The sequence below is a fragment of the Rhodanobacter soli genome (genome assembly GCF_040548735.1).
In the GTDB taxonomy this organism is placed as follows: domain Bacteria; phylum Pseudomonadota; class Gammaproteobacteria; order Xanthomonadales; family Rhodanobacteraceae; genus Rhodanobacter; species Rhodanobacter soli_A.
The window spans coordinates 74,881-101,290 of the sequence record NZ_JBEPSD010000001.1 but is presented as its reverse complement, the minus strand read 5'-3'; the positions used below and the strand labels follow the sequence as shown (position 1 = coordinate 101,290).

The 26,410-nt window shown below is 67.5% G+C and carries 21 protein-coding genes; 11 read left to right on the top strand and 10 right to left on the bottom strand.

The window, feature by feature from the left end; genetic code table 11:
* Positions 1-84: 84 nt before the first annotated feature.
* Together ABIE04_RS00475 and rsgA are read right to left on the bottom strand one after the other, a co-directional pair.
* A complete protein-coding gene (locus tag ABIE04_RS00475) occupies positions 85-969 on the bottom strand; it encodes a hypothetical protein (protein ID WP_354546640.1) in 885 nt (294 codons plus the stop codon).
* A 257-nt stretch (positions 970-1,226) separates the two neighbouring features.
* The gene (rsgA, locus tag ABIE04_RS00470; RefSeq protein ID WP_354546639.1) at positions 1,227-2,294 is read right to left on the bottom strand and encodes a ribosome small subunit-dependent GTPase A; all 1,068 of its coding nucleotides are present in this window, start codon (positions 2,292-2,294) and stop codon (positions 1,227-1,229) included.
* A gap of 481 nt (positions 2,295-2,775) precedes the next feature.
* On the opposite strand from rsgA, the gene ABIE04_RS00465 reads away from it, so the two are divergent.
* The 4 genes from ABIE04_RS00465 to ABIE04_RS00450 all read left to right on the top strand — a co-directional run bounded on the left by ABIE04_RS00465 (position 2,776) and on the right by ABIE04_RS00450 (position 8,716).
* Complete coding sequence (locus ABIE04_RS00465; protein WP_354546638.1) at positions 2,776-3,789, top strand: transporter; 1,014 nt, start codon at positions 2,776-2,778, stop codon at positions 3,787-3,789.
* 579 nt (positions 3,790-4,368) lie between these two features.
* Positions 4,369-6,489 carry an autotransporter domain-containing protein gene (locus ABIE04_RS00460; RefSeq protein WP_354546637.1) on the top strand — a complete coding sequence of 707 codons (2,121 nt, stop codon included), beginning with the start codon at positions 4,369-4,371 and terminating at the stop codon, positions 6,487-6,489.
* A 238-nt stretch (positions 6,490-6,727) separates the two neighbouring features.
* Positions 6,728-8,272, top strand: coding sequence for a phospholipase D family protein (locus ABIE04_RS00455; protein ID WP_354546636.1), 1,545 nt, complete (start codon positions 6,728-6,730; stop codon positions 8,270-8,272).
* Positions 8,273-8,299: 27 nt separating this feature from the next.
* Positions 8,300-8,716, top strand: a complete 417-nt coding sequence (locus tag ABIE04_RS00450) for a DUF5329 family protein (RefSeq protein WP_354546635.1) — start codon at positions 8,300-8,302, stop codon at positions 8,714-8,716.
* 234 nt (positions 8,717-8,950) lie between these two features.
* Here ABIE04_RS00450 and ABIE04_RS00445 read toward each other — a convergent pair whose 3' ends face one another.
* Entirely contained in the window at positions 8,951-10,003 is a 1,053-nt protein-coding gene (locus ABIE04_RS00445; protein ID WP_354546634.1) for a hypothetical protein, read from the bottom strand.
* A 323-nt stretch (positions 10,004-10,326) separates the two neighbouring features.
* Between ABIE04_RS00445 and ABIE04_RS00440 the strand changes: the two genes are divergently transcribed.
* Entirely contained in the window at positions 10,327-11,910 is a 1,584-nt protein-coding gene (locus ABIE04_RS00440) for an SDR family oxidoreductase (RefSeq protein ID WP_354546633.1), read from the top strand.
* A 92-nt stretch (positions 11,911-12,002) separates the two neighbouring features.
* Here ABIE04_RS00440 and ABIE04_RS00435 read toward each other — a convergent pair whose 3' ends face one another.
* Complete coding sequence (locus ABIE04_RS00435; protein WP_354546632.1) at positions 12,003-12,398, bottom strand: carboxypeptidase-like regulatory domain-containing protein; 396 nt, start codon at positions 12,396-12,398, stop codon at positions 12,003-12,005.
* A gap of 507 nt (positions 12,399-12,905) precedes the next feature.
* Between ABIE04_RS00435 and ABIE04_RS00430 the strand changes: the two genes are divergently transcribed.
* Entirely contained in the window at positions 12,906-13,607 is a 702-nt protein-coding gene (locus tag ABIE04_RS00430; protein ID WP_354546631.1) for a pirin family protein, read from the top strand.
* Here ABIE04_RS00430 and ABIE04_RS00425 read toward each other — a convergent pair.
* From ABIE04_RS00425 to ABIE04_RS00415, 3 genes are read right to left on the bottom strand one after another with little or no spacing between them, the layout of a single operon-like run.
* Positions 13,604-16,024: a GH92 family glycosyl hydrolase gene (locus ABIE04_RS00425; RefSeq protein ID WP_354546630.1), complete on the bottom strand. Its 2,421-nt coding sequence runs from the start codon at positions 16,022-16,024 to the stop codon at positions 13,604-13,606. The two genes, ABIE04_RS00430 and ABIE04_RS00425, sit on opposite strands and share 4 nt — an antisense overlap.
* A 28-nt stretch (positions 16,025-16,052) precedes the next feature.
* Positions 16,053-17,489, bottom strand: coding sequence for a glycoside hydrolase family 125 protein (locus tag ABIE04_RS00420; RefSeq protein WP_436410369.1), 1,437 nt, complete (start codon positions 17,487-17,489; stop codon positions 16,053-16,055).
* A complete protein-coding gene (locus tag ABIE04_RS00415) occupies positions 17,489-20,134 on the bottom strand; it encodes a beta-mannosidase (protein ID WP_354546628.1) in 2,646 nt (881 codons plus the stop codon). Before ABIE04_RS00415 ends, ABIE04_RS00420 begins: the two co-directional genes overlap by 1 nt.
* A 339-nt stretch (positions 20,135-20,473) precedes the next feature.
* Here ABIE04_RS00415 and ada point away from each other — a divergent pair, with 339 nt between their 5' ends.
* The 4 genes from ada to ABIE04_RS00395 are packed head-to-tail and all read left to right on the top strand — an operon-like array spanning position 20,474 to position 23,562.
* Complete coding sequence (gene ada / locus ABIE04_RS00410; protein ID WP_354546627.1) at positions 20,474-21,550, top strand: bifunctional DNA-binding transcriptional regulator/O6-methylguanine-DNA methyltransferase Ada; 1,077 nt, start codon at positions 20,474-20,476, stop codon at positions 21,548-21,550.
* Positions 21,547-22,278 (top strand): 2OG-Fe(II) oxygenase, encoded by a 732-nt coding sequence (locus ABIE04_RS00405; protein ID WP_354546626.1) that lies wholly within the window; start codon positions 21,547-21,549, stop codon positions 22,276-22,278. Before ada ends, ABIE04_RS00405 begins: the two co-directional genes overlap by 4 nt.
* Positions 22,275-22,931 carry a DNA oxidative demethylase AlkB gene (gene alkB, locus ABIE04_RS00400; protein ID WP_354546625.1) on the top strand — a complete coding sequence of 219 codons (657 nt, stop codon included), beginning with the start codon at positions 22,275-22,277 and terminating at the stop codon, positions 22,929-22,931. Before ABIE04_RS00405 ends, alkB begins: the two co-directional genes overlap by 4 nt.
* Positions 22,921-23,562 (top strand): DNA-3-methyladenine glycosylase family protein, encoded by a 642-nt coding sequence (locus ABIE04_RS00395; RefSeq protein ID WP_354546624.1) that lies wholly within the window; start codon positions 22,921-22,923, stop codon positions 23,560-23,562. Before alkB ends, ABIE04_RS00395 begins: the two co-directional genes overlap by 11 nt.
* Here the strand turns inward: ABIE04_RS00395 and ABIE04_RS00390 are convergent.
* The gene (locus tag ABIE04_RS00390; protein WP_354546623.1) at positions 23,540-23,968 is read right to left on the bottom strand and encodes a DUF2231 domain-containing protein; all 429 of its coding nucleotides are present in this window, start codon (positions 23,966-23,968) and stop codon (positions 23,540-23,542) included. The genes ABIE04_RS00395 and ABIE04_RS00390 overlap by 23 nt on opposite strands.
* A gap of 9 nt (positions 23,969-23,977) precedes the next feature.
* Complete coding sequence (locus ABIE04_RS00385; RefSeq protein WP_354546622.1) at positions 23,978-24,319, bottom strand: hypothetical protein; 342 nt, start codon at positions 24,317-24,319, stop codon at positions 23,978-23,980.
* 197 nt (positions 24,320-24,516) lie between these two features.
* On the opposite strand from ABIE04_RS00385, the gene ABIE04_RS00380 reads away from it, so the two are divergent.
* Entirely contained in the window at positions 24,517-25,440 is a 924-nt protein-coding gene (locus ABIE04_RS00380; RefSeq protein WP_354546621.1) for an MBL fold metallo-hydrolase, read from the top strand.
* Positions 25,441-25,464: 24 nt separating this feature from the next.
* Here ABIE04_RS00380 and bla read toward each other — a convergent pair whose 3' ends face one another.
* A complete protein-coding gene (gene bla / locus ABIE04_RS00375; RefSeq protein WP_354546620.1) occupies positions 25,465-26,343 on the bottom strand; it encodes a subclass B3 metallo-beta-lactamase in 879 nt (292 codons plus the stop codon).
* Positions 26,344-26,410 lie beyond the last annotated feature (67 nt).

Here is a 26,410-nt window from a genome sequence, read left to right as displayed (position 1 = left end):
CTCCCTTGAAGCGCGACAAACATTGAATAGTCGACAGTGGCACTGTGGCGATACCAAAACGGGTCTACCAAAAAGCTGTCAGGTTCACTTGCTAGCGCCCTGCTGCGCCCGAAACACCCGCCGCACGTCCGGATCCAGAGCATCCACCTGCCGCTTCTGCTGGAACATCGCCCGTTCCTCCGCCCCGAGCTGGCAATTCCGTGACAACGTGTCCGCGCCTTCCGAAGTGGTGGCCATGACGTCCTGCACGTTGACGACCACGCTCAGCGTGTCGCCCAGCGGTTCCAAGGCAAGGCAGACGTTGTCGATGGTGGCCATGCTGCGGTACTGGCTGCCGCCGACCATCACCAGCAGGTTGGCGTTGTCGATCCACACGGCGGATTGCACGCCTTGCAGCGGGCGCACGGCGGCGCGGGCGGCTTCGGGGTTGATGCGGCGGGACGGGTCGGCCAGACGCATGTCACGCATCAGGTTCCTGTGCATGGCGTCTATGTGCGCCTGCATGGCACGCTGGTCGCCGCTCAGGCCCGCAACCTCGACGCCGGCGAGATGGCCGGCGGTGGTCAGCGGGTTCGTGCCCTGGCCGGCCTGTTGCGGTCGGCGTGCGGTTTGTGCCGTTTTCCCGTCTGGCGCTTCGCTACACCCTGTAGCGGCGACGCAGGTGATGGCGGCGGCGATCAGCCAGCGCTGCATGGTCATCCATTCCCCCCGGAATACCGGCCGAGCATAGCGCAGCGAAAACGTGATGGCATTCACGCTTTGCCGGCCACGCCCGATGCTTTTCGCTGCGACGTCGGTACGCGGGGCCGCAACGGCGGTTCCCATGGCCTCTTGCGCGAGACGCGGAACGCCATCGTCGAGTGTTTTTGCCCCGGCGTCGGACGAAAGAGTTTCGGTGTTGCCCTTCCCCACTCTGGCGTCGGAGCAAATAACCCCGACGCCGAGGCTTTTTGCTCCAGCGTCGAGCAAAAAAGCCTCAACGTTACCGTTCCGCGGCTCCGTCGACGGGCATTGAGCCTGGCGCGCGGAGTCCGGAGCTTCGGCATCGGGGCAAATAACTCCGGCGCTGAGCAAAAAAGCATCAGCGCTGCCGTTCCGCAGCTCCACCGACGGACAAAAAAGCCCCACGCGCCGAGTCCGGAGCTTCGATGCCGGAGCAGAAAGCTCCGTGGCCGAAGCTCGCCGGTCGGCGCGTGGAGCAAAAAGCCTCGCCAGCGGAGGTTCTGTCAGTAGTCGCGCCCTTTCTTTTCGCGCTGCAGCCGTTGCGCGTTGCGGTTCAGCAGGCCGTAGTGACGATCGTGCTCGCGGCGCTCCCTTGTCGAGCGCGCGGCGTTGGCGGTTTCACGTTGCAGCTTGCGGTAGTTGGCGAGACGGCGGTCATCGAGTGTCCCCTCGGCGACAGCGGCCTCCACCGCACAGTCGCGGTCGCCCTGGTGGCGGCAGTCGTGGAACCGGCATTGCGCGGCGAGCGTCTCGATGTCGTCGAACGCGGCGCTCATGCCGGCCTCGATGGCGCCGACCTGCAGTTCGCGCATGCCGGGTGTGTCGATGACCCACGCGCCGCACGGCAGGACGAACATCTCGCGCGCCGTGGTGGTGTGGCGGCCGCGGGCGTCGTCCTCGCGGGTGCCGCTGGTGGCTTGCGCCGCATTGCCGAGGAGAGTGTTGGCCAGGGTCGACTTGCCCACGCCGGACGAGCCGACGAAGGCCACGGTCTGTCCGGCTGCCAGCCACGCCGCCAATGGTGCGATGGAAGCGGCCGAGGTGGCGTCGATCGCCACGACGGCGACGGCGGGTGCGATCGAACGCGCGGCGTCGAGGCAGCTTTCGACGTCGGCGCACTGGTCGGCCTTGGTCAGCACGATGACCGGTTCGACGCCGGCTTCGAACGCGATGGCGAGGTAGCGTTCCAGCCGCGACAGGTTGAAATCGTCGTTGCACGAGGTGACGACGAACAAGGTGTCGAGGTTGGCGGCGATGGATTGCGTGCGGTGATCCGAACCGGCCGCGATGCGTGCGACCAGCGATCGCCGTTCGATCACGCGCAGCACGCGCGGCGCGTCCGTTTCGATCAGCAGCCAGTCACCGACCGTGACCGCGGGTTCGACTGCCGCGGCCAGGCCGTGCGGCAGGATGACCGTGGCCGCGCCGCGTGCGGACAGCACGGCCAGGCCGTTGCGATGCACGGCGACGACGCGGGCCGGGTAGCCCGCCTCGAAATCCTGCAGGGTGAGATGTTGCGCGTAGCCCGGCTGCCAGCCGAGCTGGTGCAGCGTGAAATTCTGGATCGGCATGCGTGGAACCCCATGACAATGGCAAGACGTGGCGACCGCCCTTGCGGGAGGTCGAACGGAAACGCCGGGGTCAACGCAACAGGGAAAAACGGATGGGCCGATGGACGGCCATCCGGGGCGCTTGTATCAGCGCGACGCCAACCCGGCGGAAATCGGGGCTTGAACATTCATGGCACTCTCGACCTCGCGCGGTTGGGTGGAAGGGAAGCGGAGGATAGTGTCTTCGCGGCAAGTGGCGCAAGGCCGGCGCCGCACGATGCGGGCGACATGCCTGTCGGCGCCGCGCCATCGCGCGCAAGAAACGGAGTGCGCGGCCGGTGCAAAAAGCCGATCCTGATGCCCCCACGATGTTGCTGGCACGCCTTCCGGCACAGGCGCCGGACGCTGCGATGGCGTGTGATGCGCAGCCGGCAGGCAACTCCGCGGAAGATACGGACCTGGCCGGCGCCGAACCGTTTTCAGACTACGACACGGGACAACCATGACGATGCAGCCGGCAGCCTATCGAACTCCGCACCAGCGCTGTTTGCGCTGGGTGGCATGGAGCCTGTCCTGCGCTGCCCTGTTGCCGCTCGCTGCACTGGCGCAGGACGTACCGTCCCGCGCCGTCACCCCGCTGTCCGCGGCGTCGACGCCGCGCCAGTCGCAGGATGATGCCTGGTGGACCGGGCCGATGCTGGCGAACTCCGCGGCGACCCTGCCGCGCGGCCACGTCCTGATCGAGCCTTATGTCTATGACGTGTCCTCGCCGCACGCCGACGGCTACGGTTCGCTCACCTACATGCTCTACGGCCTCACCGACCGGCTGACGGTCGGCCTGGTGCCGGTGCTGGGCTACAACCGCATGGACGGCCCTGGCGACAGCAGCGGCATCGGGTTGGGCGACGTCAGCGTGCAGGCGCAGTACCGGCTGACCGATGTGCCAGCGGGCAGTTCGCGGCCCACGGTCTCGCTGCAGCTGCAGGAAACCCTGCCGACCGGCAAGTACGACCGGCTGGGTCGGCGACCCGGCAATGGCCTAGGCAGCGGCGCCACCACCACCACGCTGCAGGTCAACACACAGATGTATTTCTGGCTGTCCAACGGCCGCATCCTGCGCATGCGCTTCAACGTGGCGCAGTCATTCTCGGCGCGGGCGCAGATCGAGGACGCCAGCGTCTACGGCACGCCGGACGGTTTCCGCGGACACGCCCGGCCCGGCCGTTCGTTCTTCGTCAATGCGGCCTGGGAATACAGCCTCAGCCAGCGCTGGGTGCTGGCGCTCGATGTCACCTACCGGCGCAGCCACGGTGCGCGCGTGCGCGGCGACGAGGCTGGCGGCTTGCCTGCCCTGCACCTGGACGGCCGTTCCAGCGAAGCGTTCGGCTTCGCCCCAGCGATCGAATACAGCTGGAGTCCCAGGCTTGGCGTGTTGTTCGGCACCCGCGTGATCACCGGCGGGCACAACACCTCGACCACGATCACGCCGGCGGTGGCCTTCAACTACGTGCACTGAGGTACGCGGGGCGGACGCTGTTCCAGCGGAGTGTTGCGGCGATCGATCAGGGATGCCTGGTCGGCGGCCGGCAGTCTGTTCTTCCTTCGACAGGCTCACGGCGAACGGCCTTCCCGTGCTCCCTGAACTGCTTCGACGGTCGCGCAGTGCGCGGCAACGTTGCGTGCCGAAGACGAACGATGGTGCGATTTAGCCCATGCACGCCCGCATCACGCCGTCTCGTGCGTACTGCGCTCCGTTGCACCCACATCCCTCCCCACATGATCGCGATGAATGCAGCCGGGCAGACCCTGGCGTTCTTCGCATCGTGCCCCACCCGACACCAGACCTTCACGCGAGCCACCGAAACACGCGTGCGGCGGCATCCGTCGGACATGCCTTTCCATCCGGTCATGCAGAAAACCATCTGCACGGAAACATCGCCGATTCGGCGGTGAAAGATGTCGAGTGCGTGGTTCCACACGTTTACCTCCGGGGTGATACGCCAAACGGGGACTGACGAGCGTTTCGAGCACCTGCTGACCCAGTGGGCCAGGCACCGCCGCAAGCTTCGTTCATCCATCCTGCAGGACACTCCCCGTGAAAAAAACTCTACTGATTCCCCTCCTCGGCACGACCATGCTGGCCTGGCTGCCGATGACCGTGGCCCGTGAAGTCGTCGTGCTGCCCGGCGTGGTCAGCCCGGTGGGCGTGGCCAGCGGCGTCGATACGCAAGGCCCTGGTCTGCTGACTGTCGGCAACCAGGACATCAACACCGGCAATGACCCCGGCGGCGCGATCACCACCGACGCGGCCAATACGGCGAGCATCCTGTTCACCGGCAGTTCCACGGTGACCGGCTTCGTCGGCGCGACCGGCAGCACCTTCCTCGGCATTTCCGCCGGCAGCAACGCCAACACGGTCAGCTTCAACGGCCCGGTCTACGCGACCACGTTCTCGCTGGCCGGCACCGGCACGGTCAATTTCAACGGCGGCTTCACCAGCAACACCGGCTCGACGATGGATTTTGCCGGCGACGGCTTCATCAATGTCGCCGCGGGCCAGACCGTCAAGGCCGCGATCACCAATACGGCGGGGGCCGGTACCGGCACGCTGACGCTGCATGCCGACAGCATTGTGGATGGTGCCGTGGGTGCCGCCAGCGGGCTCAAACAGATCAACGTGGTCGGCGGCAACGCACTGATCACCGGTCAGGCGAATGCCGCGGCCTACACGCTCGATACCAACACGCTCAATGTGGCAGGCGCCTTCAAGATTCCGGTGGCCGGCACCATCAACACCACGATCTTCAGCCCCACGCTATACGGCAAGATCGTGCCGGTCGGCGCGGCCACCATCGGCAACGCGCTGCAGGTCAACGTGACGGTCACCGGGCCGATCCCGGTGGGCAGCATTTTCAACATCGTCGATGCCACCAGCGGCACCAGTGGCAGCACGGTGACCGCGACCAGCAACACCACGCGCTACCTGTTTTCGGCCGCTCCCACCACGAATGGCCAGGTGCAGATCATTGCGACGCAGATTCCGCTGGCGACGGTGGTAGCCCCTGTAAGCAATCCCACGGCCCCGGTGATTGCGCCGATCGTCGACGCGCTGCCATTGACGCCGGCTACCGTACCGCTGCTGACGGCGATCACACTGCTGCCGGATGCCGCCGGCGTTGCCGATGCGCTGGCGCAGCTCCAGCCAGGTGCCGTCAGCCTCGCCTCGCCGCAGGCGAGCTACCGCGTCACCCAGCAGTTCCAGGGGCTGTGGGCCGAGCATATGGAAGCCATCCGGCCGGCGTGCGACCAGCGCGACCCAACCGACGAGCGGAACCGGCCACGCCGGGATGACGCCGCGGCGTGCCAGTCCGACACGCGGCGCCCGCAGGTGTGGGGCGCGGCGTTCGGCTATGCAGGCACGCAACGCGGGAGGCAGGGCTACGAGGGCTATACCGACAACAGCCAAGGCGCGATGCTCGCGGTGGACTTCCCGCTGAGCCCGGCCACCACGGCCGGTGTCGGCGTCAGGTACGCCCGCTCCACGCTCGACGGCCTCGACTCGGCCAGCCGCGGCCATATCCGCTCCTACCAGGCCACTGCCTATCTGGGTTATGCGCCGGGATCGTGGTTCGTCAACGGAGCTCTGGTCTATGGACTGGATGATTATTCCAGCTCGCGCCGGGTCGCGTTCCCGGGGATCGACGAGACGGCGCGCGCCGACTACAGCGGTCACCAGTACACCGCGTTCGGTGCCACCGGATATCACTTCTACGTGGGCGATGGACGCAGCGTGATCACGCCGACGGCCACCGTGCAGTACACCCGCATGAAGATGCCCGGCTACCGCGAGTTCGGCGGCAACTCGGTCAACCTGGCGGTCGATGCGCAGACGTACCATTTCCTGCAGTCCGGCCTGGGCGTGAAATTCTCCCGCGACCTGGCCACCTCCGGCGACCTGACCGTGCGCCCCGAGATGCATGCCAACTGGCTGCATTCGTTCAGCGGCCGCAGCGTGAGCGAGACCGCGCAGTTCGCCAGCGGCGGGCCGTCGTTCACCGCCACCGGGGTCAAGCCGGGCCGCGATCTGGCCGAGCTGGGCGCGGGCTTGCTGATCGCCGGCGGCAACCGCTGGTCGCTGGCCGGCACCTACGACTACCAGTTCAATCGCAGCTACAAGGCAGGCCAGGTCATGGTGAAGTTCGCCGTGGCGCTGTGAGGGCAACTCCTGTCCGGAGCGGCGGGCGCTGATGGGGTGACGCGGCGCACGTATGGGTCCGGGATCTCGGCAACGCCCTTCAGGAGGCTCGGGGCGAACGAGTCCGGGTCGCAGCCGCGGGCCGGTCGCGTCGCGTTCACGGCGGTCTGCGCAGAGTGTGGCAATACGCCGGCCTCGAAGTCGGACCAAGGTGGGTCGCGGGTTACAGCAGACAGGCGGTGTGGACATGCGGCGTTTCATGACGACGGTTGCACTGGCGGTGTCGGGTTTGGTGCTGGGCGCCTGCTCGCCGCCGGCGGCAATGGTCAAGCCGCCTTCGAAGGCGTTGCCGCCGACCACGGCCACGGCGGGCGCGCGCTACGTCCATGCTGAGGTGAAGCAGCACCAGGACAAGTCCGGTTTCCGTCTGCTCACGCGCAGCACCAATGCACTGATGAGCCGGGTGGCGCTGGCCGACCACGCGCAGCATGCGCTCGACCTGCAGTACTACATCTTCGACAACGATGCGACCGGGCGCCTGGTGGCACAGCGGCTGCTGGCGGCGGCGGATCGCGGCGTGCGCGTGCGCCTGCTGGTGGACGACATCAACGCGGGCGAGGCGATCGACATGTTCGACGCGCTGGATACCCACCCGAACATCGAGGTGCGGCTGTTCAATCCGTTTGCCACGAAAAAACCATCCTTCTTCTCCAGAGCCACCCAGTTCCTGCTGGATGCGCACCGGCTCAACCGCCGCATGCACAACAAGTCGTTCATCATGGACGGCAACGTCGCCATTGTCGGCGGCCGCAATATCGGCGACGCCTATTTCGATGCCGGCGACAGCACCAATTTCCGCGACCTCGACCTGATAGCGATCGGGCCGGTCGTGAAGCAGGCGTCGCAGGCCTTCGACGAGTACTGGAACTGCGACGCCGCCTACCCGGTGAAAGCCTTCAGCGGCAAGCATGCCGACCACTACGACCTGGCGAAGCTGCGGGTGGACCTGGCGCACGACGCGCGCGTGTTCGCGCAGTCGGACTATGCGCAGGCGACGCTGGACGAGCTGCCCCACGGTGCTTCCGCCGACCGCCCGGGCAAGTGGTTCTGGGGACCGGCCAGTCTGGTCGCCGACCAGCCGGAAAAGATCGACGCCGGGAAAGACCAGCCGCAGCTGCGCATCGGTCCGGACATCAAGGTACTGACCGACGGCGCGCAGCACGAGCTGCTGCTGATTTCGCCGTACTTCATCCCGGGCGACCGCGGCACGCAATATCTCGCCGCACTCGCGGCGCGCGGCGTCACGGTGAAGGTGTTGACCAACTCGCTCGCATCCAACGACGAGCCGGCGGTGTACTCGGGCTATTCGCGCTACCGCCGTGCGCTGCTCGAAGGTGGCGTGGAGTTGTACGAACTGCGTCCCGCCGCCGGAGCCGCCCAACCCGCCACCGTGGGGGGCACCTCGTCCGGGGTCAGCCTGCATGCGAAGGCGATCGTGGTGGACCGGCAGCAGGTGTTCATCGGTTCGATGAACATGGACGCCCGTTCGAAACTGCTGAACACCGAGATGGGCCTCATCGTCGATTGCCCGCCGCTGGCCGCGGCGGTGACCCAGTTCTTCGACACCGCCACGTTGCCCGCCGTTGCCTACCACGTGACCCTGAAGACGGACGGCGGCGCCATGCAATGGCAGGCCAGCGACGACGGCAAACCGGTGAGCTACGACCGCGACCCCGGCGCCACCACCCAGCGTCGCATCGAAGTGCAGATGCTCAAGCTGTTGCCGCTGGAAAGTCTGCTCTAGGGCAGCCGAATGAAAGGATCCCGTCCCATGCTTTCCGCAATACACCACCCTTTCGGCGGACCAGTTCCCGCGTGCCTGTCCAGGGCGCTGGCATGGCTGCTGTTCGCGCTGCTGCTGACGCCCGCACTCGCCCAGCAACCCGTGTCGTCGCCACCGACCGAACAGCAGAAAATCGACTACCTGATCAGCACGGTCGCCACCCTGCACAACGCCAGTTTCATCCGCAACGGCAGCGCCTACGACGCGGAGCAGGCAGCCACGCACATGCGCCTGAAGCTGCGCTTCGCCGGCAGCCGGGTGAAGACCGTGGACGACTTCATCGTCTACTGCGCCACCGGCTCGTCGGTATCCGGAACCCGGTACACCATCCGCTTCGCCGATGGCCACAGCATCGACGCCGCGACGTTCCTGCGCGGCAAGCTGGCCGTCTTTCGTACTCCGTGAATCCGGACCCTTCCGCTTGCCGAGGGATGGGCCGAAGGGGGCGGACGATCGACTGGCATTCGGGACAAGCTCGGCGCGAGCGGAGCTTTACGGCTCAGGCGCGCTGTGTCTGCAGTCGCCGGGCGAACCAGGCCGGCGGGGATGCGAGCGCGGGATTCAGGGGGGGAAGACGCAGATATGCCTCCGGCAGTCGCGTTGGCAACCGGATGGGTCAGGGATGGAACGACTTCACGTTCAGCCGAACGTGGCGTAGACCGGCACGGCCGGCGCCAGGCGGGCGCCGGGACGCCGGCCGTCCACGAACGTGTGCAGGCGACCGCCGACCACGGCGACCACCGGGCGTCCCGACAGGCGCATCGTGGTGGATGCCGCCGGCGACATGGCCAGGCCGATCTGGTGTTCGGCACGCATCCGTGCCGTCTTGGCGGCGAACCAGGCCTTGGGGCCGGCCAGCAAGGTGCCCGAGGCGGATTCCGCCTGGCGGGAGTTCTCGATGGTCTGGCGCAGATGGGCCAGGTGGTGCTCGTTGAAGGCTTCGCTCAGGGCAGCGGACTTGAATGGCGACGCGACGTATTCATCCAGCAGGCTTCCGAGCACGGCGGCCACGCGCAGCGCGATCCGGCGGTTCGCGCGTTCGACGTGCGAGGCACCGGCCGACGACTGCCAGACGCCGTCCAGGGCGTCGATCAGGGCGCGGCATTCCACCTGGTTGAGCGGACGCTGTTCCAGCGGCGTGCTGCGGCGGTCGATCAGCCACGCCTGGTCGAGCGCCGGCAAGGCATGCGAGCGCTGCGCGACCCGGGCACGCGCTTCCTTCATCGGCAGGTCGTCGGTGGCGGCCAGCCGCAGCGAAAGCGCTTCCTGGGTCAACGGCTGTGCGCGCGCCGTGCCGTCGGCGCGGTACCAGCGGCGGTATTCCAGCGTGGCCGGATGGAACATGGCCTGCGGCGGCCGCACCGTGGCGCGCGCCTCGGCGGCGTAGTCGAGCGAGGGAGCCATCGGCCGCAGGCCGGCGGCGCGGGCGGCGAGTACGCGGCCAAGCAGGACTTCGGCCACCATCAGGTGCTGGTGATAGGCCACCCGGTGGTCGTTGTCGTCGATCGTCGGAAAATAGATGAAGCGGACGCGCATCCTGTGGCCGGCACCGCCGGAGAGCGCATCGACTTTCGTGCCGTGGCAACCCTGCCCGGCAATTCGGCGCCCGATCGGCAAGGCGCGATGCGCGGTAGGCAGGTCGCCCAGCAGGGCGTCGACGGGTGGAACGTTCACAGCGACAGATTTGGCCATGGCGGCCTCTTGCACACGCTCACTTGCGGTTATCGACACACTCACAAAAACAACCTTCGTCGCTGTGGACGGTCACGACGCTCAACTCTGCCAGCGCCCCGCCCTGCCCGGATATTCATGCCGTCCCGCCTGGACAGCCACGGGGCCACTTTTGCATCACCCGTGCCATGAAAGTGTGCGTTGGCACGCAATAATTGAACCCCGGGTCTGCCTGGTTCGGGCCGGATGATCCGGGCTTCCGGCTCACATTCTCCGAAGCCCGGTCAAAAAGCAGGCAAAATAGGCGGTTGGCGACGCGCCTGCCCTCTACTCCTCGACTACGGATGACCCTCTTGACGATCACGCCTGCCCCCACGCCCCTGCCCGACGACGCGGATGCCGCGCTGCTGGAGCGCCTGCGCGCCGCGGCGGCACTGCTGGAATCGGTGGCGGCCGACCGCCAGCTGCTGGACCAGTTGCCGGCAGACGACCGCCAGCGCCTGCACCAGGCGGTGGCGCAGGTCTACCACCCCGACCCGGTGGCGCGCCGGATCAAGCTGAAGGCGGCCGAGAAGGCGCGCCACGCCCACAAGATCGAGGCCGAGGAGACCGTGCTGAATCAGACCGGCATCCGCACACTGCGGCGCAAGCCGGTGTTCACCACGCCGAACGCGTTCGTGCCGGAAGGCTTCCTGCCGCACGACATCCCGCCCGAGGTCGATGCCGCGCAGCCGCGCGAGTCGATCGAGCCGAAACACTGCTACGTGTGCAAGCAGAAATATTCGACGATCCATTTCTTCTACGACCAGCTGTGCCCCGAGTGCGCCGCGTTCAACTACGCCAAGCGTGGCGAACTGGCCGACCTGCACGGCCGCGTGGCGCTGCTCACCGGCGGCCGCGTGAAGATCGGCTACCAGGCCGGCCTGAAGCTGCTGCGCGCCGGCGCCGAGCTGATCGTCACCACGCGTTTCCCGCGCGACTCGGCGGCGCGCTATGCGGCCGAACCGGACTTCGCCGAATGGGGCCACCGCCTGCAGGTCTACGGCCTCGACCTGCGCCACACGCCCAGCGTCGAGGCGTTCTGCCAGGAACTGGTGGCTACGCGGCCGCGGCTGGACTTCATCATCAACAACGCCTGCCAGACCGTGCGCCGTCCGCCGGATTTCTACGCGCACATGATGGAAGGCGAGACCGCGGCGCTGCACGACCTGCCCGAGCACGTGCGCCGGCTGGTCGGCCATTACGAAGGCCTGCGCGGCGCGAACATCCTGCCCGAGGCCGGTGCGACTGCGCTGGCCAGCCGCCGTTCCGATCTGCCGGGACTGAGCCGCGCTGCCGAGTTGTCGCAGCTGCCGCTGCTGCCGGAAGAGCTGCTGGCGCAGAGCCACCTGTTCCCCGAAGGCCGGCTGGACCAGGACCTGCAGCAGATCGACCTGCGCCAACGCAACTCGTGGCGGCTGCTGATGGCCGAAGTACCGTCGGTGGAGTTGCTGGAGGTGCAGCTGGTCAACGCGATCGCGCCGTTCATCATCAACGCGCGGCTGAAGCCGCTGATGCTGCGCACGCCCGAGCGTGACAAGCACATCGTCAACGTGTCGGCGATGGAAGGCCAGTTCTACCGCAGCTTCAAGACCACCCGCCACCCGCACACCAACATGGCCAAGGCCGCGCTGAACATGATGACGCGCACCTCGGCCACCGACTACCACAACGACGGCATCCACATGAACAGCGTCGACACCGGCTGGGTGACCGACGAGGACCCCGTCGAGCTGGCCGCGAAAAAGGTGCTGCAGGAACGCTTCCACCCGCCGCTGGACATCGTCGACGGCGCCGCTCGCATCGTCGACCCGATCATCCACGGCATCAACACCGGCGAGCACGTGTGGGGCCAGTTCCTGAAGGATTACCGGCCCACGGACTGGTGAGGTGATGCCCGCTCGCGAACCGCGCGGATGGCGGCGTGCCCAGCGCCTTTCAGCACTGGGCACGCCGTGGCGCGACAGGCGCTACGGCCCGGCTAGTCGCTTGCCGGTGCTGCGCATTGGTCGTTGGCACACGCAAAATCAACTTCGGCGCCACCGCCCACGGTGAGCTTGATGTTCGAACGCGTGTCGACGGCTTTCCCGTCCTTCTCCAACGTCACCACATAGACCCCCATCGGCAACGCGCCGATGGTGTAGCGACCCTTGGCGTTTGCCTTGGCATGACGGCGGATGCCGGATGTGCTGTGCGCCGTGATGGTTTCGCCTGCCGGGGCCCAGCCAAAAACCCTGCCAACGGTGGCTTGCGCGTGAACCGCAGCAAGTCCCGTCGTGCCATAGACAACCAAGGCGATTGCCATGGTCAGTCCCCATGGGGAGAACCCCGCGCGGCGCTTGGGGTGGTTGATCTTGAGATACCTGCTGTTTTTCATGGAACTCCCTGATTTTATCCAGTAGAGGCTCAACTCGAGTGAGCCTGCCGATCGTCCGTCGATCGGCTCGTTTGCAAAGTGATTTTCAAGGCAGTCACGATGTTTCCGCCATGGCCCGACTGCCCCCTTCCTTGCACTTGTCGTGCGCTGAGGCCATGGCATTCCGAAATGGGCATTGTTCAAGCGTCGGCTGGGTCCCCGTATTTTCCCCTTCCACCACATCCAGCCCTGGCAAAACATACCAGTTCGCCACGATCAGCCTAAGCTGCTCCGAGCCGCCTGCCGAAGGGCCAAAGGTCATGGATTGGAGCACCATGGCTGCAAGGCAGGCACCGTCCACCGCGCGAGACCGTGCAAGGCGCGAAGGCGATCCTGAACCGGCAAAGCGCAGTCAGTTTGCAATCCGGCAACAATCCGTTTCCTCGCCGATCATTTCAAGTTGCCGCACACGGCCTTATGTTGCCGGCCATGCGCCAGCCGGCGCGACACAGCACCGGGAGAATCACCATGATTGAACGCAGACCCTTCGCCAGCCTGGGTGGAGCCGACCACGGCTGGCTCGACGCCAAGCACCATTTCTCGTTCGCCGGTTACCACGATGCCAAGCGCATGGGCTGGGGCGCGCTGCGCGTATGGAACGATGACACCATCGCGCCGCAGACCGGCTTTCCGCCGCATCCGCATGCGGACATGGAGATCATCACCTACGTGCGCGAAGGCGCGATCAGCCACAAGGACAACCTGGGCAATGAAGGCCGCACCGGGGCCGGCGACGTGCAGGTGATGAGCGCGGGCAGCGGCATCACCCACGCCGAGTACAACCTGGAGAACGAGACCACGCGCATCTTCCAGATCTGGATCATCCCCGACGAAAACGGCGGCGCGCCGTCGTGGGGGGCCCGGCCGTTCCCCAAGGGCGATCGCTCGGGACGTTTCGTGGTGCTGGCCAGCGGCTTCAAGGAAGACACCGAGGCGCTGCCGCTGCGTACCAACGCACGCGTGCTGGGCGCGACGCTCAAGGCCGGCGAAAGCGTCGCGTACGCGCTGGACTCCGGCCGCTACGCCTACCTGGTGCCAGCCACCGGCAAGGTGGACATCAATGGCGTGAAGCTCGACGCCCGCGACGGCGCCGCGATCCGCAACGAGGCGACGTTGCACATCAGCGCGATCGAGGACGCCGAACTGGTGCTGGTCGATACGGCGCCCTAGCCGGCCGCCTTGCCGAACGACGGTGGCCGGTCCGCCGGGGCCGCGCCGAACTGCGTATTCGGCGCGCCGCCCATCTCGAAGACCAGGGTGCCGCCGGTGGCCAATTCGGCGTGGCTGATCCAGCTGCGGCTCCACGGCTGGCCGTTCCAGCTGACCGACTGGATGTACGGGCTGTGCGGCCCGTTGCCCGGCGCCAGCACCGTCAACCTGCGCCCGGCGGCGAGTTCGACCTCCGCGCGGTCGACCAGCGGGCTGCCGAACACGTAGTTCGCGCTGACCGGGTCGACCGCGTACAGGCCCAGCGCGCTGAGCACGTACCAGGCGCTGATCTGGCCGCAGTCCTCGTTGCCGGCGAGCCCGTCCGGCTGCGCTTCGTACATGCTTTCCAGCAGCATGTGCACGCGGGCCTGCGTCTTGTGGTGCGCGCCGGTGTACGCATACAGATAGGCCACGTGGTGGCTGGGCTCGTTGCCGTGCGCGTACTGACCGACCATGCCGGCGATGTCCGGTGGCGCGTCGGCCGGCAGCGCCGAGCTGGTGCTGAACAGCGCGTCCAGCTTGCGCTCGAACGCCTGCTCGCCGCCGAACAGTTTCATGTACTCGTACAGGTCGTGCTGGTTGAGGAAGCTCGCCTGCCACGCGTTCGATTCGGTGAAGTCGCGCCACTTCGCGGCGTGGCCCATGCCGCGCGGGTCGAACGGCTCCAGCCAGCGGCCGTCGCTGGCGCGCGGCCGCACGAAGCCCAGCTTGCGGTCGAACACGTGCCGGTAGTTGCGCGAGCGGTGGCGCAGCCGCGTGGCGTCGGCATGCGCGCCGGCGGCGTCGGCCAGGTGCGCGACGGCCCAGTCGTCGTAGGCGTATTCGAGTGTCTTGCTGACCGCCTCGCCTTCCCTGTCGCTGGGGATGTAGCCGAGCTTGCGGTAGAACGGCAGGCCGCGGTAATCGTCGTCCATCGCGCGCTTGCGGAACAGCGGCCACGCCGCCGCGTAGTCGATGCCGGCGAAGCCCTTCGCATGCGCCTCGGCCACCACCACCGCGGAGTGGTAGCCGATCATGCAGCCGGTCTCCACGCCCTGCAGCGGCCATACCGGCGGGCCGTCGGGACTCTCGCCGGCCATCCGCACCAGGCCGTTGACCAGGTCCGGCACGCGGTCCGGCTGGTACAGCGTGAGCAGCGGGTGCTGCGCCCGGTAGGTGTCCCACAGCGAGTAGGTGCTGTAGTTGTGGGCGCCCTGCGGCAGCTGGTGCACGGCCAGGTCCATGCCGCGATAGCGGCCGTCGACGTCGCTGAACAGGGTCGGCGCGAGCATCGTGTGGTAGAGCGACGTGTAGAAGATGCGGCGCACGTCTTCGGACACCGCGTCGATGCGGATGCGGCCCAGCTCGCGTTCCCACGATGCCGCGGCGGCGCGGCGCACCTGCTCGAAATCCCAGCCCGGCATCTCCGCATCGAGATTGCGCAGGGCACCGGCGACGTCGACGCCGGAAATGCCGACCTTGACCAGCAGCGGCTCGCTGGCGATGTGGTCGATGTGCAGCGCGGCCTTCAGATGCGTGCCGTGCGCTTCGGTAGTGCCGGCGGGCAGCGCCGCATCCTCGGCGTACAGCGTGGCCTGCGTGACCGGGCGCGACAGCTTCATCGCGAAATGGATGTGCCGGCCGCCGGCCCACTGGTGCACGCGGCGCTCGCCGACCAGGGTGTCGGTGCCGATCAGTTTCAGCCGCGCATCGCTGACCTTGCACGGCACCGCCGCGTCATCGTGATAGCCGTGCGCGAGATCGACCAGCAGGTGGCCGCTGCCACCGCCGTGGAACGTGTAGCGATGCAGCCCTGCGCGCAGTGTCGCCGTGAGCTCGGCCACGATGTCGTGGTTCTTCAGGTGCACCTGGTAGTAGCCCGGCTGCGCCTGTTCGCGGTCGTAGCGCGAGCGGTAGCCTGGCCCGGGCTGCGCCACGCTGTCGGCGGCGAGTCCGGCATGGGCGGCGCCGTCGTGGCGCGAACGGTAGTTCTGCTCCGGCAGGCCGCGGGCGCCGGGCTGCAGAAGCACCGGGCCCTGCGCTGGCATCACCAGCACGTCGAGCATGTCGCTGGCGCCGGTGCCGCTCAGGTGCGTATGCGAAAAACCCATGATCGAGCCGTCGCCCTGGTGGTAACCCGAGCAGGCATCCCAGCCCGCGTCGTTGGTATCCGGGCTGAGCTGCACCATGCCGAACGGCAGCGTGGCGCCCGGATAGACGTGGCCGTGGCCGCCGGTGCCGATGAAGACATCGACGTGCCGCGCGAAGCCATCGGGTTCGGGTGCCGGAGACGCCGCGCCACCGGTACGGGGCGTCGCGAATGCCGCCAGCGGTTCGAGCCGGCTGCCGAGCAGGCCCAATGCCGCTGCTCCCTGCAGGAAACGTCTGCGTGTCACCATGCTGCGTTCTCCGTTGCGAGTCCTGTATTCAGGCGCGCTGCAGCAGTTCCGGCCGCTGCGCTGCCAGTTGCACGATCAGTTCGCCGAACAGGGTATTGGCCCAGGCGAACCACGGGCGGGTGAAGTGTGCCGGATCGTCCTGATCGAAGGCCTCGTGCATGAAGCCGGCGCCGGCGTGGGTGGTCTTCAACCAGTGCAGACACTGGCCGATCTCGCCGCCGTCGTCGCTGGTCAATCCACGCATGATGATCGACATCGGCCAGATCATGCGCAAGCCCTCGTGCGGACCACCGATGCCCTGCGCCGCACGGCCGCGGAAGAAATACGGATTGCGCGCACTCCAGGCCAGCTCGCGGCTGCGCCGGTAGCGCGCATCGTCACTGCGGCAGCAGCCGAGGTAGGCCAGGCTCGACAAACCCGGCGCGTTGGCGTCGTCCATGAACAGCTGATTGCCGTAACCATCGACTTCATAGGCCCAGAACGCGTTGCCGTGCTCGTCGTGCATCACGCCGAATTTCTGCAGCGCCTGCTCGACCTCGTCGGCCAGCGCCGTGCATCCGGAAGCGAAAGCGCGGTCGTCGTGCAACGCCACCGTCAGTTCCGCCAACTGCCGCAGCGAGCTCACCGCGAACAGGTTGCCGGGGATCGACAGCGGATAGATGCAGGCGTCGTCCGAGGGCCGGAACATCGCGTGGATCAACCCGACGGGGCGGGCCGGATTGCCGTAGCCGTCGAGGAACTGGGTATCGGTCGGGTTGGCCGATGACCGCTGGAAGTGGTACGGACCGCGGCCGTGCTTGCGCTGCTGCTCGCGGAAGGTAGCCAGCACCGTGCGCATCGCGGCGCGCCAGTCGTCATCGAACGGCTCGCGGTCGCCGGTGGCGCGCCAGTAGGCATGCGCCAGCCGGATCGGATAGCACAGCGAATCGATCTCCCATTTGCGCTCGGCCACGCCCGGATGCATGTCGGTGAGGTCCTGCTGCGCCCACGACAATGTCGTTTTCGCCTGCGGATCGGGCAGGAACGCATTGGCGTACGGGTCGATCGATATGCACAGCGCCTGGCGCCGGATCAGCCCGCGGAAGAGCCGGCGCAGGGGTTCATCGTGCGCCGCCAACGGCACGTACGGCCACACCTGTGCGGAGGAATCGCGCAACCACATTGCATCGATGTCGCCGGTGACGATGAAGGTATCCGGCTTGCCACGCAGGCTGCCCAGTTGCACCGTGGTGTCCAGCGTGTTCGGGTAGCAGTTCTCGAACAGCCAGGCCAGTTCGGGATCGCCGATCTTCGCCTTGGTGCGTACGATCAGCGCTTCCACGGCCGAGCTGACGAACTTGCGCTGGCCGGGCGGCGGACGCTGGCTCACGTAGCGCGGCGCAGCCAGTGCCATCGGCACGCGTCCCAGCATCACGCCACCGGCGGCGCCGGCCATCAGCTTCAGCAGGGAGCGGCGAGAGATGATCATGGCCGAGCGGTCTCCAGGGTGGTCGGTGTGCGGTGACGTAGGGTGGCGTCGAACATCGAACGTACATGCAGTGCGTCGCGCAACGACGCGATACTGGTTGCGCCGATGATCTGCAGTTCGATGCGCTCGCCGGGAAGCATGTCGAACGCATTGTCGGAAACCTGCGCATCCAGCGAACCAAAATCAATCCAGACCTCGCGCGCCAGACGCTTCGCGCGCACGCTCAGCACGATACCGTGACCGCTGTCGGCAAGCTCGGCATGCAGGTCGGGATCAGGCAACTGCAGCGTCAGCGCGGGCTCGAAATACAACAGGTGACGTGACACTGGCCTGCCCTGCTCGACCAGCTCGAACACCGCGAAGCTGCGATGCGGATCGGCGCCCTGCAGCAGCGCCGCATCGGCCAGCTCGGCAGCGCGGATGCTGGCCAGCGGGGGCATCTGCACGGGTTCGGTGTTTTCGTGCAGAAGCCGCCCATCCACGTCCATCACGCGCGTGCGCAGCTGCGCGTCAAACGGCGTGGTCCGATCGGAAATCAGGAACACGTCGGTGCGTCCGTCGCGACGGATCGGCGCCACCCGTACCGGTGCATAGAAACGGCGCGCGTGGAACTGCAGCGCCTTCCATCGGCCGAAGTAATCCATGCTGGACCACGAGGCGCCAGGCCAGACATCGTTGAGCTGCCAGTAGAGCGAGCCCATGCTTTGCGGCCGCGCGCTGCGCAGGTGGTCGGCGGCCAGCTCGATGCCCTCCGCCTGCATCACCTGGCTGAGGTAGACGAAGGAGGCGAAATCCTTCGGCTCGCCGTAGTACTTGCGGATGTAGAACAGCAGGCGCTGGTTGCCATTGCCGCCGTCGAACTTCTGGTGCGCGCGCATCACCGGCGAATCCGTCGACAGGTCGGCGGGCGCGGCAAAGCTGCGGATCGTCGCCATCGCCGGGAACGACTGCAGGCCGTATTCGGACTGGAATCGCGGCGTGGTCTTCAGGTAGTCCTCGATCGGCGCGGAGCCCGCCCAGACATCCCACACGTGCATGTCGCCGTCATCCGGCACGTTGGCCGGTCCGTCGAAATCCGTGCTCGGCGAACTGGCCCAGTACGGTACGTCCGGCGTGTAGCGCTGCACCACGCCGCGCAGCGTTTCGCCGAACAGGGTGCGCATGCCCTTCTCGACGCGCGCGCGTTCGGCCGGCCCGATGGCTTGCGCAAACTTCTTCCGGTCGGGCCAGGATTCCCAGCCCGTCTGCACCTCGTTGTTGCCGCACCACAGCACGATGCTGGGGTGGTCGCGCAGGCGCATGACCTGTTCAGTCGCCTCGATCCGCGTGTTCTCGCGGAATGCCGTGTCGTAAGGCGGCACCGCTCCCCCGAACATGAAGTCCTGCCAGATCATCAGGCCGAGCCGGTCGGCCATCGCGTAGAACGCATCGCTCTGGTAGTAGCCGCCGCCCCATACGCGCAGCATGTTCATGTTGGCGTTGCGCGCGGACTGCAGGACCTGCCGCATGCGCGCCTCGGTGACGCGCTCGGGAAAACTGTCGAACGGAATCAGGTTGGCGCCCTTGGCGAAGACAGGCACGCCGTTGACCACGAAGGCGAAGCTGCGGCCCCAGCGATCGCGCTGACGCCGCAGTTCCACGCTGCGCAGGCCGGTATCGCGCTCGATGCTGGCGACGACCTTGCCCGCGACGACCACTTCGGCGTGGAAATGGTAGAGATTCGGCGCACCGTAGCCGGCAGGCCACCAGCGCTGCGGGCGTTCGATGCGCAGCGGCAGGTCGAGGCGGTTGTCGCCTGCTTCCAGCGAGGCCTCCTGCATCACGTTGCGGCGGCTGCCGTCCGGCGCGCTCCAGGTCAGCCGCAGTTGGGCCTTGCCGGCGTGGTCGGCATGGATGTCGAATTGCGCCAGCAGTTGCGCGACGTCCGCATCGACATGCTGCTGGACGATGTGGACATCCGCCAGCCGCAGGTCGTCCCAGGTTTCCAGGCGCACCGGCTGCCAGATGCCCTCGGTGACGTAGCGCGGCCCCCAGTCCCAGCCGTACTGGTAGTTGGCCTTGCGCACGTAGTTGGACGTCTGCTTGCCTTTCGGCTCGTCGCCGAATGCGGAGTCGAATTCGCCCGGCAACGCATACGGTTGCCTCAGCAGCCAGGGCTGCAGCCGGGTGATCGGCGAATGCAGGGTGACCAGCAGGGTGTTGCTGCCAGCCTGCAGCATGTTTTTCACCGGCACGCGCCAGCGCCGGAACATGTTGTCGGCGGTCAGCAGCGGGTGGCCATTGAGCGAGACGTCCGCGAAGGTATCCAGACCGTCGAAAACGAGTTCGACATGAGCATGCCGCAGCGTTGTCGCATCGATCGCGAGCGGCAGTTGATATTGCCAATCGGCCAGGCCGATCCACTGCAATGAGGCTTCGTTGTCGCGATGGAACGGATCGCCGATCGCACCGGCGGCCAGCAGATCGGTCTGCACGCTGCCCGGCACGTGGGCGGCACGCCATGCCACCGCTTCCGGATGCGCCTGCGCGGCGGCCGATCCGGGTGCGAGGCGGAAACGCCAGCCTGTCGCGAGCGTCTGCGTGGTGGTCGCCGCAGCCGTGCCGGCACCGCATGCGCAGGCGAACAGCATCAGCACGGCCATGCGGACGCGCACTGCGGCAACTGGCGGGGCATCCCTGTCCGGTCGCATCCCGTGTTTCGTCATGCGCGAGCCTTTGGCCAAGAAGGCGTGGTGTCGGTGCGGATTCGCCGACACCACGAAGGTATACGCGATCAGGCCCATGGTAAATCACGACTTCACGCACGTATTGGATGACCCGCGCAGGCACTTGATATCTCCCGTGACGGCGCCAGTGTTTACGGCATGTCCGCCATCGGCGGTGATGAACCGGTTCGAATTCGAGCGCAAGACCCGGGGTGCCGCCGGGGCCGCCGATCCGTAGATTGCGCCTTACGCGATAATCCGACGGAAGGAACAACCATGAAGACTTTCGACAAACAGGCTGCACTTGCCACCACCATCGCCGACCCGCGCTGGGCCGCGGTGCAGGCGCGCGACGCGCGTGCCGACGGCAGCTTCTTCTATTCGGTGCGGACCACCGGCGTGTACTGCCGGCCATCCTGCGCGGCGCGCCCGGCCCGGCCGGAGAACGTGGCGTTCCACGCCACCGCTGCCGAGGCGGAACGCGCCGGCTTTCGCCCCTGCAAGCGCTGCCGGCCCGACCAGTCATCGCTGGCGGAGCAGCATGCGGCGATGGTGACCGCCGCCTGCCGCGCGATCGAGCAGGCCGAGACGACGCCTACCCTCGAACAGCTGGCGAAACCGACCGGGCTCAGCCCGTTCCACTTCCACCGCGTATTCAAGGCCGTCACTGGCGTGACCCCGAAGCAGTACGCCACGGCGCATCGCAGCCGTCGCGTGCGCAGCGAGCTGGGGCGCAGTGCCTCGGTGACCGAGGCGATCTTCGAGGCCGGTTACAACGCCAGCAGTCGCTTCTATGAAACCGCCAATCAGGTGCTGGGCATGACACCTTCCAGCTATCGCGCCGGCGGCGCCGACAGCGAGATCCGCTTCGCCATCGGCGAATGCTCGCTGGGTGCGATCCTGGTGGCGCAGAGCGAACGCGGCGTGTGCGCGATCCTGCTCGGCGACGATCCGGACGCGCTGGCGCGCGACCTGCAGGATCGCTTCCCCAAGGCCAGGCTGATCGGCGGCGACCACGACTACGAGCAACTGGTGGCGCAGGTAGTCGGCTTCATCGAGGCGCCGGCGATTGGCCTTGACCTGCCGCTGGACGTGCGCGGCACCGCGTTCCAACAGCGCGTGTGGCGGGCGCTGCGCGAGATCCCCGCCGGCAGCACGGTCAGCTACGGCGAGATCGCGCGGCGTATCGGCTCGCCCAAGGCCATGCGGGCCGTGGCGCAGGCCTGCGCCAGCAACCTGCTGGCGGTGGCGATCCCGTGCCATCGCGTGGTGCGCAACGACGGCGGCCTGTCCGGCTACCGCTGGGGCGTGCAGCGCAAGCGTGCCTTGCTGGATCGCGAGGCGCAGGCATGAATGCGCAGTGGCGTGCCGTCGCCCGACCCGATGCGCGGCTGCAGGCATACGACTGGGCCGGCCTCGCCGACGAACTCGACGCACACGGCTGCGCGATGCTGGAAGCCCTGCTGTCGCCAAAGGAGTGCATGGCGCTGGCTCGGCTGTACGCGGACGATGGGCGGTTCCGCAGCCGCGTGGTGATGGGCCGCCACGGTTTCGGCCGTGGCGAGTACCGCTACTTCGACTACCCGCTGCCCGACGTGGTGGCCGAGCTGCGCGGCGCGGCCTACCCGCTGCTGGTGCCGATCGCGAACCGCTGGAACGCGTCGATGGGGCTGGCCGTGCGCTACCCCGCCTCGCATGCCGAATTCATCGAACGCTGCCATGCCGCCGGCCAGCGGCGCCCTACCCCGTTGTTGCTGCAGTACGGCGCGGACGACTACAACTGCCTGCACCAGGACCTGTACGGCGAGCATGTGTTTCCGTTGCAGCTGGCGATCCTGCTGTCCGAACCGGGGCGCGATTTCAGCGGCGGCGAATTCGTGCTGACCGAGCAGCGCCCGCGCATGCAGTCGCGCGTCGAAGTGGTGCCACTGCGCCAGGGCGACGCGGTGCTGTTCGCGGTGCACCAGCGGCCGGTGCAAGGTACGCGCGGCAGCTACCGGGTGAATATGCGCCACGGTGTCAGCCGCGTGCGCAGCGGCCATCGCCACACGCTTGGCATCATCTTCCACGACGCCACATGATCACCGCCGACCTGTTCGCCGCCGCACTCGCGCCTGTCCGCCAGGACGAGTCGCTATGCGAAGGCGCGATGGTATTGCGCGGGTTTGCCCTGGCCAGCGAGGCGGCGTTGCTGCAGGCGCTCGATGTGATCGTGGCGCAGGCGCCGTTCCGCCACCTGGTCACGCCTGGCGGTTTCCGCATGTCGGTGGCGATGACCAATGCGGGGCCGCTGGGTTGGGTCAGCGACCGCCGCGGTTACCGCTACGACCCGATCGATCCGGACAGCGGCAAGCCATGGCCGTCGATGCCGGCGGCCTTCCTGCGCCTGGCTGCTGAGGCCGCGGCGTACGCTGGTTTCGCCGGCTTCGTGCCGGATGCCTGCCTGATCAACCGCTACGAAGCGGGTACCCGGCTGAGCCTGCACCAGGACCGCGACGAACACGACCTGGGCCAGCCGATCGTGTCGGTCTCGCTGGGCATTCCAGCGGTGTTCCTGTTCGGCGGCTTGCAGCGCTCGGATCGTGCGCAACGGGTGCCGCTGGCGCATGGCGACGTGGTCGTATGGGGTGGCCCGGCCCGGCTGCGCTATCACGGCGTACTGCCGCTGAAGCCGAACCACCATGATGTACTGGGCGACTGCCGCATCAACCTGACATTTCGCCGTGCCAGCTGACGCAGCGACCTTTTTAGCCGCGGTCGATTCTGACTGGGCACGCCTGGTGGCGCAGGTCGGTCCATGTGGCCACGAACCGAAACCGGCGCGCGAGCCGTACGAGGCGCTGGTTCGTGCGGTGGCTTACCAGCAACTGCATGTGAAGGCCGGCGACGCGATCCTGGCGCGACTGCTGGCCTTGCATCCGCAGCAGGCGTTTCCGTCGCCGGCGCAATTGCGCGATGCCGACTTCGACGCCATGCGCGCGTGCGGTTTTTCGGCGCGCAAGATCGAGACGATTCGCGGCATCGCCGCGGCCACGCTGGATGGTGTGGTGCCGGACCTGGCGACGGCCCTGAGGCTACCCGATGAGGGACTGATCGCCCGGCTCAGTGCGTTGAAAGGCATCGGTCGCTGGACCGTGGAGATGTTCCTGATCTACAGCCTGGATCGGCCCGACATCCTGCCGGCAGACGACTTCGGCGTGCGCGAGGGCTACCGCCTGTTGAAGTCGCTGGACACGGCGCCCGCACCGAAGGCGCTGGCGGCGATCGGCGCGGCCTGGAGCCCGCATCGCACCGCAGCCGCCTGGTATCTGTGGCGCGTGCCGCGGCCGTCGAAAGCGAAGGCTAAACAGGCGGCAGCGGGCTGACGCCGAGCCGGTGTCCGTACACCAGCTTGCCGCCCAGCCAGCCGGCCACGCCCAGGCACAGGAAGCCCAGCACGCTCAGCCCGATCGCCAGCAGGCCCGGCTCGACGAAATGCGTGCCGTGCAGGCGCAGGAACAGGCTGGCCACGTAGCAGGCCAGCGCGCCCATCACCATGATCATGTGCCGGTTGACGTCCTTGATCGCCGGGTTGTCCCCGTCGACCTTGGCCAGTTCGAGCAGGCCGGCCAGCATGGCGGGAATCGAGAAGCCGATCCCCGCCAGCAGCAGGATGCCGGCAAAGCGCCACGCCGGTTCGCCCCAGGCCAGGCTGGCAAGATCCGCCGCGGTGGCCAGCGACCAGCAGGCGATCGGGAAATGCACCAGGGCCGGATGCAGCGGATGGCGCATGCTGGCGGCTCAGGCCAGCAGCAGGCTGAGCAGGGTCAGGAAACCGACCACCGCGACGCCGGCGTGCACGAACACCACGGCCTTCGGCGCGACCTGCTTGCGCAGATGGAACGAGGCGAGGAAGAAGCCTCCCAGCGCCGCCAGCACCAGCAGGGCCAGCGCTGCGGTGAGCCGCCCCGGGGCCGCGCCCTGCAGCACCACGAGGATCAGCAACACCAGGCCGCTGGCGCCGAGCAGTGCGTGCAGCACCGAAATCGCCCATGGCGCCAGCTTGCCGCGCAGCACGCTGGAGGCCAGCACCAGACCGCCGATGGCGGCAACCGCAAAGACCAGAATCGCATAGAGCAGCATGTCGTTTCCCCCGAGTAGCGCGTTGATGAAGTGGATGGCTACCGATCGGATGCAGCCGTGCTTCCAAAGGTTCCCGCGGCATGGCGACGGCCTCTGCAGGATGCACCTTTCGGGCGATCCGCGCTCGACCATGGTGCAAGTGCCCATCCTGCAGCGACTTGCTAACCTCGCCGGATCGTCCGGTTCGCGAGGCAGGCATGGCAGTCACCCACGGCATCCACACCATCGACACCGGCTTCGTGCGGCCTCGGTTCGACGCGGCCTACCTGGTCGTCGAGAACGGCCGCGGCGCCTTCATCGACTGCGGCACGAACTTCGCCGTGCCGCGCATGCTGGCGGCGCTGGACGAGGCGGGAATCTCCGCTGCCGAGGTGGACTGGCTGATCCTCACCCACGTGCACCTGGACCATGCCGGCGGCGCCGGCGAGCTGATCGCGCGGCTGCCGAACGCGAAGCTGGTGGTGCATCCGCGCGGCGCGCGGCACATGATCGATCCCTCGGTGCTGTGGGCCGGTGCCAGCGCGGTGTACGGCGAGGCGGTGATGGAGCAGACCTACGGCCGGCTGCGCCCGATCGCGGCCGATCGCGTCATCGAGGCGCCGGACGGGCACGTGGTGGAACTGGCCGGCAGGCCGTTGCGGTGCATCGACACGCCCGGCCACGCGAAACACCACCTCACCGTGTGCGACGAGCGCGCCAACGTGTGCTTCACCGGCGACGTGTTCGGCCTCTCGTATCGCGATTTCGACACCGCGAACGGCCCGTTCATCCTGCCTACCACCTCGCCGGTGCAATTCGATCCGCCGGCGCTGCATGCGTCGATCGAGCGGCTGCTCGCCCTGCAGCCCGATGCGATGTACCTCACCCACTACGGCCGGGTGGAAGATGTCGAACGGCTGGCCGCCGACCTGCATGTGCAGATCGACGCGATGGTGGATCTCGCCCGTGCCGCGCACGGCAAGCCCGACCGGCATGCCGTGCTGATGGAGTCGCTGACCGACCTCTACGCAGCCCGTGCCGCGGCCCATGGCTGGCGCCACGGGCGCGACGCCTTGCGCCAGTTGCTGGGCATGGACATCGAGCTGAATGCGCAGGGGCTGGAGGTCTGGCTGGATCGCTGATCCATCATGCGGGCCGGAGCCGGCTCACTTGCCTGCTCCGAGCGCATCCTGCCGTTCCTTCGCCAGCCGCGCCTCGAAGCGCGGCTGCGCCGCCGCGGCATAGGCGCGACAGGCGCCGGTATCGATCAAGGGGACGGGCGAATGTTCGCGATCGCGTGCGGCGATCTTCTGCATGAAGCCACTGGCATCGGGATGCGGAGTGATCAGGATGTCGCAGGGCAAGCCGGCGACCGTGGCGAAGGACTGGCGGAAAGCCGCCACCCGTGCCGGGTCGTCGCTGTAACGGAAGCCGTCGCGGCCGAGCGCGGTGAGGCTGTCGACGTAAGCCAGCGCCAGGCAGCGTTCCTTTTCGCACGAGCGCCAGGTCCATGACGTGCTGCCCGGTGTGTGGCCGGGCGTGTAGTGCGCCGTGATGGCGATCGACCCCACCTGCACGGCAGCGCCATCGGCGACCACCTCGACCGGCGTGACCGCCGGATAACGTGGCGCCATGCCGTATTGCGGGTCGTCCGGATCATGGCCGCCCGAACGCAGCTCCTTCGCGCCGGCGGTGCTCGCGGCCACCGTGGCGCCGCTGTCGTGCGCCAGTTTGGCGATCGCCCCGGCGTGGTCGGAGTGGGCGTGCGAGTTGAGGATCAGCTTGATGTCACGCAAGCGGAAGCCGAGCGCGCGGATGTTCGCCTCGATCTGTGCCGCATTGCCTTCCAGCGTGCCATCGATCAGCACGTGGCCCTGCGGCGAGGTGATCAGGATCGCGCTCAGTCCCTGCGTGCCCACGTACCAGCTGTTGCCGTAGATGCGGAATGGCTGCCGCGGCTGGCTCCATGCGGCATCGTTCGCCTGCGCCAGGCTTGCCGCGAACAGGGTGGCGCCAATCCACAGCGTGCGGATGAAGGGGTTCATGCGGAGCTCCGTGACGGGGACGAAGTCGCCATGGTGGCCGGCGATGGCGGACATGCGCTGGCGCGCT